This window comes from Arthrobacter phoenicis, assembly GCF_047238215.1.
GTDB lineage: Bacteria > Actinomycetota > Actinomycetes > Actinomycetales > Micrococcaceae > Arthrobacter.
On sequence record NZ_JBDFMK010000001.1, the window covers coordinates 2251932 to 2264909 of the forward strand.

Consider the following 12978-nt stretch of genomic DNA (forward strand, 5'->3'; position numbering starts at 1 on the left):
CTCAGTTAGCTGGTGGCGGGCTGCTGGCTGCCGGCCGATGCCGCCTCGGCGCGGCGCTGGGCCAGCTTGATCTCCAGGACGGCGTCCAGCGCCTGCTGGACGCGGTCCGAGGCCCCGGCGGCGCTGAAGTCCTTCTGCGCCTCGTCCAGGTAGACCAGGGCCTCCTCAACCTCGCCGGCGGCCTTGAGCGCCTTGCCCAGCAGCAGCGACACCTCGCCGGCCGTGTGCCGTGCCAGGAGTGAGCGCTCGGCATGGATCTCGCGCAGTTTCTGCACCGCGCCCATGATGTCCCCCGTGAGGTAGAGCCACCGGGCGCGGATGAACGCGACCTCCAGCCGGTCAGTGTCCGTGCCGCCGACGATCGAGAGGGCCAGCTCAGCACGTTCGATCGCGGACAGGGTTTCCGGTTCGACGATGCCGGAGGAGAGCCGCACCGCGGCGGAGGCCTTGTTGAACCGGGCCCAGAGGTCGATGTCGTAGGCGGGGGAGAGGAGCTTGCCGGCCTCCTCGTGGTACTTGATGCCCTCCGCGTAGTCATGGCGCATGAAGGCGACGTTGCCCACCACCCAGGCCACCTCGCCGGCCAGCTGGGGCAGTGACTGGCCTTCCATCTCCGCGTTCATGTCCTGGCAGTACTTCCAGGCCTCGTCCAGGCGGCCGCTCTCGGCCAGGGCGCCAATCAGGGCGCGCAGGGCGCCGATGATCATGGTGGAGCCCTTCGGCAGCTGGGCGCAGAGCCGGACAGCCTCCTGGGCGTAGTCGACGGCGTCCTTCAGCTGGCCCTGGCCCTGTGCGGCGGCGGCGAGCATCTGACGGGCCCGGACACCCAGGCCCGCCGATTCGGCGGCCAGCGGGTGGTCCAGCAGGCGCTGGACCATGGCCCGGCACTCGGCCCAGAGGCCCTGCTTGATCAGGCACTCGGCCTGCATGTAGGTCATGTTCCACCAGGCGCTGGTGTTCTTGGACTCCAGGGCGATCTGTGCGGCGGTCGCGGCGTGCTGCGCGGCCAGCGGGTAATCCCGCAGGTCCCAGGCCTGGCGGGCGTAAAGGCCGGCCAGCACGTACTCGGCGTCGCTGATGGAGACCGGCTGGCTCCACGCCTCCAAGGCCTTCGGGGCCAGGTCCAGGCGGCGGGCCAGTTCCTCGATCACGTCGGCAGTGGGTTCGCGGCGCCCGGTCTCAAGCAGGGAGATGTAGCTGGGCGAGTACAAGTCCCTGCCCAATTCAGCCTGCGTGAGCCCGCGGTCCAGCCGCTCCGCGCGGAGTTTTTCGCCAAATCCGTTCCCCACGGATCCCACCTCATTCCGGACAATCGATGTACTAAATGCTTGACAGCATCTGTGGAAGAAATTTTACAATGTATGTCAACAAGGGAACTACAGGCTTGGTAACGACTCCGACTCAAGATTTGAGGATCACCATGGTGAAGAAGATTGCAGCAGGCCTGGCACTCGCAGGGGCCTTGGCCTTCTCCGCGGCGGCTCCCGGCATCATCGCCGCTGGCTCCAGCTCCGATTCCACGCAGGTAACCGCCGTCGGCAACTGGCCCGACCCGATGCGCGTCGCCTCCGCCGTCGGCAACTGGCCGGACCCGATGACCTACTCCACCAACGTCGGCAACTGGCCCGACCCGATGTAATCCCTGACTCGCAGACTCAACGGCCCCGGCATCACACGATGCCGGGGCCGTGCTGTCTCCGCCGTCGATTCGATTCGGCCACCGCGAAGGTACATCCCCCGGGAGCGGATACAAAAAGAGGGCCTTCCAGTGGAAGGCCCTCTTTTGACTGGTCGGGATGACAGGATTTGAACCTGCGACCTCGTCGTCCCGAACGACGCGCGCTACCAAGCTGCGCCACATCCCGATCCGTTGCTGCAAAAGCAACTTCACAAGAGTATCCGATACCGGCCCCGGATGCGAAATCGGGACCGCCCAAACGTCCTCCCTCGGCGGCGCTTCAACCGTCCGGGGCGGGTGCCGGCGGCTCCGGCTCAGACCAGCGAGTCCTTCCAGGCCCCGTGCAGGGCGGCGAAACGGCCGCCGCCGCCGATCAGTTCCGCGGGCGACCCGTCTTCCACCACCTTGCCGTCGTGGACCACCAGCACCCGGTCCGCGGTTTCCACGGTGGAGAGGCGGTGGGCGATGATCAGCGCGGTGCGGCTGCCGGCGTCGGCGTTCTCGGGGCCGTCACTCTCCGCCCCGCCGGTGCCGCGGAGCAGGCTGGCCAGTCCGGCCTGGACCATGCGCTCGGACGGGATGTCCAGGGAGGAGGTGGCCTCGTCCAGGATCAGCACCGCGGGCCGGGCCAGGAAGGCGCGGGCAAAGCTGATCAGCTGCCGCTGGCCTGCGGAGACGCGGCCGCCGCGCTTGTTCACGTCGGTGTCGTAGCCGTCCGGCAGCTCGGTGATGAACCCGTGCGCGCCGACAGCCATGGCGGCCGCCTCGATCTCCTGGCGGCTCGCGTCCGGCCGGCCCAGGGCGATGTTGTCCGCCACGGTGCCGCTGAACAGGAAGGCCTCCTGGGTGACCATGACGACGTTGCGGCGCAGATCCGCCGTCGCAAGCTGCCGGAGGTCGACGCCGTCGAGCGTCAACGACCCGGCCGAGACGTCGTAGAACCGCGCGATCAGCTTGGCCAGCGTGGACTTGCCAGCGCCGGTCTGGCCCACGAGTGCGACCGTCTGGCCGGCCGGGATGTGCAGGTCCAGGGTGGGGATGATGACCGGGCCGTCACCGTAGCGGAACTCCACCTGGTTGAAGTCGATCCGCCCGGTGGCGCGGGGGAGTGCCACCGGGTGTTCCGGCGGGCGGACGGTGGGCACCTCCTCGAGGAGGCCGGAGACCTTCTCGAGGGCCGCCTGGGCGCTCTGGAAGGAGTTATAGAACATCGCCATCTGGTCCACGGGCTGGAAGAAGCGCTTGGTGGAGAGGATCAGGGCCAGCAGCACGCCGACGGCCAGGCCGCCGTCGAGCACCCGGAAGCCACCCACCAGCAGGACGACCGCGACGCAGATGTTGCCGATCAGCACCAGGCCGGGCTGGAAGACGCCGTTGAGGTTGATCGAACGGACCGTGACCAGCCGGTATTCCTCGGACAGCTCGGCGTAGCGTTCGGCGTTCTGCCGTTCCTTGCGGAAGGCCTTCACGGCACGGATGCCGGTCATGGTCTCCACGAAGTGCACGATCAGCCGGGCCGAGACCACCCGGGACTCCCGGAATGCGATCTGCGAATGCTTCTGGTACCAGCGGGACAGGAAGTACATCGGGACGCCGGCGGCCAGGACCAGCAGGCCGCTGCGCCAGTCCAGGGCGAAGATGGTGACGGCCGTGAAGATCATGAACAGCAACCCGGACGCAAGCGACGAGACCCCGGAGTCCAGAAGCTCGCGCAGCGCCTCCAGGTCGGAGGTCTGCCGGGCGATGATCCGGCCCGAAGTGTACTTCTCGTGGAACTCAAGGCTCAGCCGCTGCGTCTGCCGGAAGACCCGCACCCGCAGGTCCAGCAGCATCGACTGGCTCAGCCGGGCGGTGGACGTCACGTAGAGCGCTGTCAGTCCCGCCGTCGCGATCGCCGCCGCCAGGTAGGCCGCTCCGGCGAAGACCAGGGGGAAGCTGTCCCCGGAGCGCAGCGCGGGCAGCGCCCGGTCAATGCCGAAGGCGATCAGGGCGGGCCCGGCCACGCGGGCGGCCTGCGACAGCACGACGGCGGCGATGGTGAGCCAGAAGCGCCGCCGGACGGGCCGGATCAGCGAGCCCAGCAGGGCCAAAGAGCGGCGCCGCACGGCCCGGCTCTCGGCCTTGGAGAGGTGGGCGTTGTCCTCGTTGGCGGTGCCGAAGGTGGCGGTGCTCATGGCGAAACCTCCTCGGCCTCGAGGGCGGAGAGTTCGGAGTCCAGGTCCCGTGGTTCGGGGTCCAGGCTGGCGATGACGTAGCGGTAGTGGCTGTTCTCCGCGAGCAGTTCGGTGTGGGTGCCCACCGCGGTGATCCGGCCGTCCTGCAGCAGGGCCACCCGGTCCGCGAGGGCCACGGTCGAGGGCCGGTGCGCCACCACCAGGGTGGTTGTGTCCGCGAGGACCTCGCGGAGCCGGGTTTCCACCAGTTCCTCGGTGTTGACGTCCAGGGCCGAGAGCGGGTCGTCGAGGACCAGGACCGTGGGGTCGGCGGCGACGGCGCGGGCCAGGGCGATGCGCTGGCGCTGGCCGCCGGAGAGGCTGAGGCCCTCCTCGCCGATCAGGGTGTCGAGTCCCTCGGGCAGGGAATAGGCGAAGTGGGCCTGGGCGGTGTCCAGGGCCTCGGCCAGGATCTCCTCGCGGCGCTCGGCCGGCACGGTGTCCGCGACGCCGAGGAGGACGTTGTCCCGGACGGAGTTGGAGAACAGGGTGGTATCCTCGAAGGCGACGGCCACGGCGCTGCGCAGCCCCGCGACGTCGAACTCGCGCACGTCGACGCCGTCGATCTCCACCGACCCGGCGGTCACGTCGAACAGGCGGGGGACCAGTTGCAGCAGGGTGCTCTTGCCGCTGCCGGTAATGCCCACCAGCGCCATGGTCTCGCCGGGCCTGATGTCCAGGGTGATGTCCTTGAGGATGGGCTTGTCCGGAGCGTCCTCAAAGGCGAAGGTGGCGTGCCGGAAGGACAGTGCGCCCTTCAGGTCGGCCGGGCTGCGGGGGTGGTCCGGGCTGGTGATGGTGTTCACCGCGTCCATCACCTCGAAGTGCCGGTCGATGGCGGTCTTGGCCGTGAGTGCCATGGCCAGGAGCATGCCGCAGACTTCCACGGGGGCGGCGATGACGGCGGCGGTGGCGAAGAAGGCCACCAGGGCGCCGATGCTGAGCTGGCCGTCGGCGGCGAGCAGGACGCCGGCGACGAGGCCCGCGCCGAGCGCGAGTTCGGGCAGCAGCGTGACCACCAGGCTGAAGGTGGCCAGGTGCTTGGCCTTGTCGATCTCGGTCTGGCGCAGTTCCTCGGCCTGTTCGTTGAAGTTCTCCAGGGCCTCGCGGCTGCGGCCGAACGCCTTGAGCACGCGGATGCCGTGGACCGATTCCTCCACCGTGGTGGCCAGGTCACCGGCCTGGTCCTGACTGCGGCGTGCCACTTTGGAGTACCGGGTCCGGAAACGGAAGCCGTAGATCATGATCGGCACGGCCGCGGCGAGGAAGATCAGGGCCAGCTGCCAGCTCATGGCGAACATGACCACGACGCCGATCAGCACGGTCAGGGTGGTGACCACCAGCATGATGGCGCCGAAGGCCATCCAGCGGCGGAGGAAGTTCAGGTCCGTCATGGCCCGGGAGAGCAGCTGCCCGGATCCCCACCGGTCGTGGAAGGCCACGGCGAGGTCCTGCAGGTGGTCGTAGAGCGAGACCCGCATCCGGGTTTCCACCGTGGTGGCCGGGTTGATGACGAACTGCCGCCGGAGGGCCACCAGCCCCGCCTCCGCGATGCCCAGCAGCAGGACGATCCCGGCGGAGATCCAGACGGCCTGGCCGCTGCCGCCGGGCTTGAGCGAATCGTTGATCAGGACCCGCAATACCTGCGGGATGGCCAGGGCGACGATACTGGCCATCAGGGCGCTGAGCAGGCCCAGGATCAGGCGCGGCAGGATCGGCCGGACGTGGGGATAGAGGCGGTTGATGGAAGAGAAGAACGGGGTCTGTGTAGCCATGCCTGCTTCTTAACTGCAACTGCGAAAGGGTTTACGCAACTGAATGTAGTTTCCGGTAGCAACTACCCTAGGCCATGGCGTGACCACGTTCACAGCATTCTGCGGCCCCTGCCAATCTGGCGCAGAAATTATGTTCCGTAATGACCGCTCCGGGTCAGTCGGCGCGTCTAGGCCTTCGCGGTGAGAGTCAGCAGCACGGCCTCGGGCTTGCAGGCGATGCGGACCGGGGCGAAGCGTGAGGTACCGATGCCGCCCGAGACGTTGACCGGCGTCGTCAGCCCGTTGCTTGTCCAGTCGTGTAGGCCCTTGGCTCGCCAGGTGGGCAGATCACAGTTGGCCACGAGGGCGCCGTAGCCGGGGACGCAGATCTGGCCGCCATGGGTGTGCCCCGCGAGGATCAGGTCCGCGGCGTCCTCGGTGAAGTGGTCCAGGACGCGCTGGTAGGGGGCGTGCGCGACGGCAATCCGCAGGTGAGGTTTCGTGTCCTGGTTGCGGGTGCCGCGGGGCCAGCCGGCGTACTTTTCCAGTCGCAGGTGCGGGTCGTCGACGCCGGAGAAGTCCAGCCGGAGGCCGTCGACCACCAGGGACTGGCAGCGGTTGGTCAGGTCCACCCAGCCGGACATGCCGAAGCCGGTGCGCAGCCTGGGCCAGTCGAGGGCCACGGGGGTCTTGGGGGTGGAGGAGGGCCCGGTGAAGTAGGACGCGGGGTTCTTGAACCGGGGCGCGTAGTAGTCATTGGAGCCCGGCACGAAGACACCCGGGAACTGGAGCAACGGCCGGAGGGCCTCCAGGACGGGGTCGATGGCGTTGACGTGGCTGACGTTGTCGCCGGTGTTGACCACCAGGTCCGGCTCCAGCGCGGCCAGGGAAGCCAGCCAGTCGGCCTTCTTGCGCTGGCCGAGTACGAAGTGGATGTCGCTGAGGTGCAGCACGCGCAGCGGGCCGTAGCCCGGAGGCAGGATCGCCAAGGATTCCTCGCGGAGCACGAACTGGTTCTTCTCCCAGAGACCGTAGCCGGTTGCGGCGGCGCCGGCCGCGGCTCCGACGGCGGTGGTGACGGCAATGCCGCGCCCGATGCTTCGGACGCGGCTCGCCAGCGTGCTCATGGAGGGGGTCACGGCTTGCCAGTGCCGGGGTTGGTCGGCGCCGGTGCCGCCGAGCTCGGCGCGGGAGCCGGTGCAGCCGGGCTGCTGGGAGCAGGTGCCGGGTTGTTGGGGGCCGGGTTGTTCGGCGCCGGCGTCGCTTGGGTGTTCTGCCGGGTGTTGGGCACCGGGACGGGCGTGTAGCCGTTGACCAGGTTCGACGGCGGAGCCGGGAAGGGGTTTGTGCCGTAGCCCGGGGCGACGGCAGCCATGAATTTGGAGAACTGCGGACCGGCGAGCATGTAGCCGTCGATGCCCGTGTAGAACTGGCCGTTGATGGTGACGTTCTGGCCCGGGCGGAACTGGTTCCCCAGCGGATCGCCAAACCAGGAGGCGGTGGCCAGGCCGGTGGTGTGACCCACCACCCAGGTGGAGCCGTTGTTGTTGGAGGTACCGGTCTTTGCGCCAATCGGGAAGTCGGTCCGGGTGGAGATCCGGGGGCGGATCAGCGAGCCGGAACCCTGGTTCAGGACTTCCTGTAGCGCGTAGTTCACGCCACGGGCCACCTCGGGCTTGACCGCGTCACGGCAATTGGTGTTCTGGGCCGGCAGTTGCGCGCCGGTGGCATCGGTCACCGAGGTGATGGCGATCGGCTCACAGTACTTGCCGTCGTTGGCGAAGGTCGCGAAGGCGCTGGCCATGGCCAGCGGCGAGGTCTGGGTGGAGCCCAGGAGGTTGGCCGTGGTGAACATGTCGATCTTGGGGTTCGGGTTCGCAATGTTGCCGTTGGCATCAAGAATGATCTTCTGGTCTTTGTCCTTCTCGGGGAGGCCGGAGTGCAGACCCACCGAATCCACCATCTTCTGGATGCCGCAGAAGTCCAGCTGCGCGGCGGACGCGAAGGTCACCGTGTTGATGGAGTTATAGAGCCCCTTGAGGACCGTCATCGGCTTGTAGTAGCCATCCTCGGCGTTCTGGAGGTCGTCCGCAGCACCCAGCGCCTTTTCGGCGGTGTTGTACGCGCCGGTGGTCACGCCGCAGGAGTTCTTCCACTTGAAGTTGAGCGGATATTTCCGGACGGAGCCGTCAACGATGGTGTTCATCGACTTGCCTTCGTTCAGCCACTCCGCGAACGTGAAGGGCTTCATGGTCGAGCCGGGCTGCATACCGCCCACGCCGTTGAGGTCCTGGCCTTTGCTGTCGTAGGCGTCGACGTTGAAGTTCAGCTGGGTGTTGAATTTGCCGTCGCCGGCCAGGAACGAGGTGTTCTGGGCCATGTCGATGATCTTGCCGGTGCCGGGCTGGACGGAAACCAGCGAGGCGCCCCACTTGTCCGGGTTCGCCCCGGCGGTGGCGTTGACCTGTTCCTGGGCCACGGCCTGGGCCTTCGGATCAAGGGTGGTTTTGATGGTCAGGCCGCCGCGGAAGATCTTGCGCTCCCGGGCGTCGGCGTCGGCGCCGTACGCGGGGTTGTTCTGCAGCAGGTGCATGACGTAGTCGCAGAAGTACGGCGCCATCGCGGCGTTCTGGCAGCCCTGCTGGGGCTGCGTGACTTTGGTTTCCACCGGGGTGGCCACAGCGGCGTCGTAGTCGGCCTGCTTGATCTTGCCCTGGGTCAGCATGGCCTTGAGGACCAGGTCACGGCGGACCTTGGCATTGTCCGGGTGCGTGATCGGGTCGTAGAAGGACGGGCTGTTGACCAGACCCGCAAGCAGCGCGGCCTGGGGCAGCGTCAGGTCCTTGGCCGAGGTGCTGAAGAAGAACTTCGAGGCAGCCTCGATGCCGTAGGCGTCGCGGTTGAAGAAGACGATGTTCAGGTAGCCCTCGAGGATCTGTTCCTTGGAGAACTTTTTCTCCAGGGCGATCGAGAGCTTCATCTCGCGGAGCTTGTCGCCAATGCTCTTATTGACGCCGTTGAGTAGTACCTGGTCGCTCTTGCCCTCCATCTCCAGGGAGGAGTTGATGACGTTGTTCACGTACTGCTGCGTGATGGTGGAGGCGCCCTGCTTGTTGCCGCGGGCGGTCGCCACGAGCGCGCGGAGGATACCGGTGGTGTCCACGCCGCCATGCTCGTAGAAGCGGCTGTCCTCGATCGCGACCACGGCGTCCTTGACGTAAGGGGACATCTGGTCCAGGGAGACGCGGGTGCGGTTCTCCGAGTAGACGCTGGCGATAACGCTGCCATCGGAGGCGAGGATGGTGGTCGCCTGGCTCGGCGGGTCCACCTGGAGCTCCGCCGGGAGAGCCTCAAAGAATTTGATCGACCCGCTGGCCGTGTTGCCGGAGAGGGCCGCCGCGGGAACGAGCAGCCCCGCAACGAGCACGCCACAGACAACGCTCACGCCAAGGAAAAGGATGAGCTTTCCGAGGGTGGTGGCAGTGTCGAATACAGGGTTCTTACCAGTCGCCATGTTTTCCACTTTAGCGGCAAGCACTAGGCTTTCCTTCATGACCAAATGGGAGTACGCCACGATTCCGCTCATTATTCACGCCACCAAGCAGATTCTTGATCAGTGGGGTGACGACGGCTGGGAGCTGGTGCAGGTAGTTCCGGGCCCCGACGGCAACGGCCTGGTGGCCTACCTGAAGCGGGAGAAGCAGTAACCATGAGCACGTCCGAAGCCACGACGCCGGCAGCCTCCGCGGGTGCGACGTCCGCCGTCGAACAGCGCCTCGCCGAACTCGGCATGACGCTCCCCGAGGTGGCCGCGCCCGTGGCCGCCTACGTTCCCGCCGTCGTCTCCGGCAACCACGTCTATACCTCCGGCCAGCTGCCGTTCGTCGACGGCCGCCTGGAAGAGACCGGCAAGGTCTCCTCGGGCGCCGAGGGTGCCTCCGACGAGGCCACCGTGTCCCCGGAGGACGCCCAGCGCTTCGCCGCGATCTGCGCCGTGAACGCCCTCGCCGCGGTCAAGAGCGTCATCGGCGACCTGGACCGGATCACCCGGATCGTCAAGGTGGTCGGCTTCGTCTCCTCCGACCCGTCCTTCACCGGCCAGCCCGGCGTCATCAACGGCGCCTCCGAGCTGCTGGGCAGGGTCCTTGGCGACGCCGGGCAGCACGCCCGCTCCGCCGTCGGTGTCTCCGTCCTGCCGCTCGATTCCCCGGTGGAAGTCGAACTGATCGCAGAATTCGCCTAAGGCCGGTCGCTTTCCTTGCCACACCTCGCACGACGTTTGTTTGATCTTCCCCCGGACCTCGAGGGAGCGGCCCGCAGCTGGCTGGAGCACGGGGAGCGCACTCCGCGCGCCCCGCGTTTCGCCTCCTCGGTGGTGCTGCTCCGGGATTCGCCCACGGGTTTGGAGACCTGGCTCGGCTACCGGCCGGGCACATCACCGCTGGGCGTGCTCGCCTTCCCGGGCGGCTCGCTGGAGTCCTCCGACGACGACGCCGTCGGCTGGCTCGGGCCGCCGCCCTCATACTGGGCGGAGCGGATGGGAACGGCCGACGTCGGCCTCGCCCGCCGGCACGTGATCGGAGCGATCCGCGAGCTGTTCGAAGAAACGGGCATCCTCCTCGCCGGTCCGGACCTTTCCTCCACGGTGGAGAACAACACCTCCCCGGAGTGGATGCGGGCCCGGGAGGCCGTCGCGGAGCAGGAGAAATCCTTTACCGACGTACTGGCCAAACGCGGCCTCTCCGTCCGCACGGACCTGCTCAAGCCGCTGGTCAACTGGCTCAGCCCCGACTTCTCGCACCGGCGCTTCAATACCCGCTACTTCGCCGCCACCGTGCCGATGAACCAGCAGCCGTCCATGCTGGCCAGCAAGGGGGTGTGGGCGCGCTGGGTCTGCGTCCGCAAGGTCATCGCCGAGCGCGACACCACCGCACTGGGCGACGAGGTGGGCCAGCCGAACACCGTGGGTCTCCGTCTGGGCCAGCTCCTTGTCCCCGGCTCGGAGATCATGCTCGAGAAGATGGCCAGCGCCAACGGCTGCATCGCCTACCTCAGCTACAAGCGCAGCGCCCACGTCTACCAGCCGAAGCTGGTGGAGGAGGACGGCGTGCTCATGCTCGAGGTCGAGGCCGCCAAGACCGTCGCCAACGAGCCCCAGCGCGAACGCTAGGGCCGTCCGCCTATGCGAAAGGGCCGGCTCCGTTTTCTTCGGAGCCGGCCCTTTCGCGTTTGCTGCTGGGGTGTGTCTAGCGGGAGCGCTGGCGGAGGCGCTGCATGTCCAGGATGACGACGGCGCGGGCCTCGAGCCGCAGCCAGCCGCGCTGGACGAACTCTGCCAGGGCCTTGTTGACCGTCTCGCGGGAGGCGCCGACCAGCTGCGCGAGCTCTTCCTGGGTCAGTTCGTGGGCGACCAGCACGCCGTCGGTCGCCGGACGGCCGAAGCGGTCGGCGAGGTCCAGCAGGGCCTTCGCCACGCGGCCCGGAACGTCGGAGAAGACCAGGTCCGAGAGGGAGTCGTTGGTGCGGCGCAGGCGGCGGGCCAGTGCCTGCAACAGCTGGGCTGACACCTCGGGGCGGCTGCGGAGCAGGGCGTTCAGGCTCTCGTTCTTCAGGCCCGCGAGGCGGGTCTCGGACACGGCCGTCGCGGTGGCGGTGCGGGGGCTCGGGTCGAAGAGGGCCATCTCACCGAACAGCTCGCCCGGTCCGAGGATCGCCAGCAGCGACTCGCGGCCGTCGGGGGAGGTGCGGCCGAGCTTCACCTTGCCGGAGACGATGAAGTAGAGCTGGTCGCCCTGGTCGCCTTCCCGGAAGACCGAGGCACCGCGGGAAAGGTCCACCTCGGTGAGCTCGTCCGTCAGCAGACGGAAGGCCTCGTCGTCGAGCGTGGCAAAAAGGGGTGCGCGGCGCAATACCTCGATATCCATGAAAACTCCTGACTAACTGTGTCGGCTGGGGCGCTTCAGCCATTGTTTCAGAATTTTGCGGCTTCTGTGACGTACTTGGCACCGGGACGCGCCAGAAGAGGCGGCGGTGCCGGGCCCGGCGGGTACCCCGCAGCTGCTCCGGTGACGTTCCGGCGGCGGCCCGTGCCCCGCAAACTGTCAGGGTGCACCGGTAGAATGAGCCTCCTACCAGCCCCTAAGGAGCCCCGTTGTTTGGCTTGACCATCCTGGACCTCGCGTTGATCCTGACGCTGTTGTCCTACCTGATCTACGGCCTGCGCAACGGGTTCCTGGTGACGCTCGGCGGTATCGCCGGTTTCGCGGCCGGTGCCGTGGCCGCGTTCTTCGCGGTCCCCATCGTCAGCGACCTTGTCGGCGACCCTGGGTGGCGGCTCACCGCGATCATCGCCGCCACGGTGGCGTTGATGATGCTGGGCCACGGGCTCGGAACCATGATCGGCCGCCGCATCCGCAGCGTCGTCAAACCCAGACCGCTGCGGTTCGCGGACCGGGTGGTGGGCGGTGGCGTCAACGTCGCCGTTTCCGCCCTTGTGATGTCCATGCTGGCCTTCAGCATCAGCGCCCTCGGCGTCCCGATGGTGTCGCAGCAGTTGGCCGACTCCAAGGTGATCGGCTTCATCGACGGCGTTACCCCCACACCCCTCAAGGCGTCCCTCGCCCAGCTACGCTCCGCCGTCATCGGCGACGGCATCCCCACGCTGTTCGAGGGGATCGGCGGCCAGCCGGTCCCTGTCCCGGACGCCAGCACCGACACGCCCGCGCTGAACCGCGCCTCGGCGTCGGTCCTGAAGATCGCGGGCACCGCCTACCAGTGCGGCCAGAACCAGACCGGGACCGGGTTCGTGGTCTCCGCCGGGCGCGTGGTGACCAACGCGCACGTCGTTGCCGGCGTGCCCGAGCCCGTCGTCGAGGTTCCCGGCGGGGGCGCGCTGCCCGGCCGGGTGGTCTACTTCGACAGCCAGCACGACCTGGCGGTCCTGGCCGTGGACGGCCTGCGGTCCGCCCCGCTGCAGCTGAGTTCCAACCTGCCCGCCGGCAGCCAGGCCGCGTTCGCGGGCTACCCGCATGGCGGCCCGTTCCAGTCCAAGCCGGCCGCCATCCGGGACATCGCCACCGTGCTGGTGCCGGACATCTATGGCAACAACGCCGCCCCGGAGGACGTCTACCGGCTGGCGGGCGACGTCCAGCCGGGCAACTCCGGCGGCCCGCTGCTGACCACGGACGGCCAGGTGGCCGGGGTGGTCTTCGCGAAGTCGACGTCGGAGAACTCCCTCGGGTTCGCGATCACGATGAACGACCTGGGACCGGTCGCGGCGAAGGCCTCCGGCCTGGGGGACCCGGTCTCGCCCGGGCAGTGCATCAAGAAGTAG

Annotated in this window: 11 protein-coding genes and 1 tRNA gene; 5 read left to right on the plus strand and 7 right to left on the minus strand. The window is 68.0% G+C overall.

Translation table 11 applies throughout. The annotated features are described in order from the left end of the window. Window positions 1–5: 5 nt before the first annotated feature. A complete protein-coding gene (locus ABC337_RS10590; RefSeq protein ID WP_412883989.1) occupies window positions 6–1289 on the minus strand; it encodes a helix-turn-helix domain-containing protein in 1284 nt (427 codons plus the stop codon). A 131-nt stretch (window positions 1290–1420) separates the two neighbouring features. Here ABC337_RS10590 and ABC337_RS10595 point away from each other — a divergent pair, with 131 nt between their 5' ends. Further along, entirely contained in the window at window positions 1421–1639 is a 219-nt protein-coding gene (locus ABC337_RS10595; protein ID WP_290256171.1) for a hypothetical protein, read from the plus strand. A 149-nt stretch (window positions 1640–1788) separates the two neighbouring features. On the opposite strand, the gene ABC337_RS10600 is transcribed toward ABC337_RS10595, so the two are convergent. The 5 genes from ABC337_RS10600 to ABC337_RS10620 form a co-directional block, all read right to left on the minus strand. Further along, window positions 1789–1865 (minus strand) — tRNA-Pro (locus ABC337_RS10600). A 127-nt stretch (window positions 1866–1992) separates the two neighbouring features. Beyond that, window positions 1993–3852: an ABC transporter ATP-binding protein gene (locus ABC337_RS10605; protein ID WP_412883988.1), complete on the minus strand. Its 1860-nt coding sequence runs from the start codon at window positions 3850–3852 to the stop codon at window positions 1993–1995. Beyond that, window positions 3849–5666: an ABC transporter ATP-binding protein gene (locus tag ABC337_RS10610; protein ID WP_412883987.1), complete on the minus strand. Its 1818-nt coding sequence runs from the start codon at window positions 5664–5666 to the stop codon at window positions 3849–3851. Before ABC337_RS10610 ends, ABC337_RS10605 begins: the two co-directional genes overlap by 4 nt. 167 nt (window positions 5667–5833) lie before the next feature. Continuing rightward, complete coding sequence (locus ABC337_RS10615; RefSeq protein ID WP_412883986.1) at window positions 5834–6772, minus strand: metallophosphoesterase; 939 nt, start codon at window positions 6770–6772, stop codon at window positions 5834–5836. 8 nt (window positions 6773–6780) lie between these two features. Further along, a complete protein-coding gene (locus ABC337_RS10620; RefSeq protein WP_412883985.1) occupies window positions 6781–9159 on the minus strand; it encodes a transglycosylase domain-containing protein in 2379 nt (792 codons plus the stop codon). A 37-nt stretch (window positions 9160–9196) separates the two neighbouring features. Here ABC337_RS10620 and sp36 point away from each other — a divergent pair, with 37 nt between their 5' ends. Genes sp36 through ABC337_RS10635 form a run of 3 tightly spaced genes read left to right on the plus strand, consistent with a single transcriptional unit; the run spans window position 9197 to window position 10815 of the window. After that, complete coding sequence (gene sp36, locus ABC337_RS10625; RefSeq protein WP_003797879.1) at window positions 9197–9352, plus strand: Sp36 family protein; 156 nt, start codon at window positions 9197–9199, stop codon at window positions 9350–9352. A gap of 2 nt (window positions 9353–9354) precedes the next feature. Further along, window positions 9355–9888 (plus strand): RidA family protein, encoded by a 534-nt coding sequence (locus ABC337_RS10630; protein WP_412883984.1) that lies wholly within the window; start codon window positions 9355–9357, stop codon window positions 9886–9888. Window positions 9889–9903: 15 nt separating this feature from the next. Further along, window positions 9904–10815, plus strand: coding sequence for an NUDIX hydrolase (locus ABC337_RS10635; protein ID WP_412883983.1), 912 nt, complete (start codon window positions 9904–9906; stop codon window positions 10813–10815). A gap of 76 nt (window positions 10816–10891) precedes the next feature. Here the strand turns inward: ABC337_RS10635 and ABC337_RS10640 are convergent, their stop codons facing one another. Then, the gene (locus tag ABC337_RS10640) at window positions 10892–11569 is read right to left on the minus strand and encodes a Crp/Fnr family transcriptional regulator (RefSeq protein ID WP_290256164.1); all 678 of its coding nucleotides are present in this window, start codon (window positions 11567–11569) and stop codon (window positions 10892–10894) included. Window positions 11570–11796: 227 nt separating this feature from the next. On the opposite strand from ABC337_RS10640, the gene ABC337_RS10645 reads away from it, so the two are divergent. Beyond that, window positions 11797–12978, plus strand: coding sequence for a MarP family serine protease (locus tag ABC337_RS10645; protein ID WP_412883982.1), 1182 nt, complete (start codon window positions 11797–11799; stop codon window positions 12976–12978).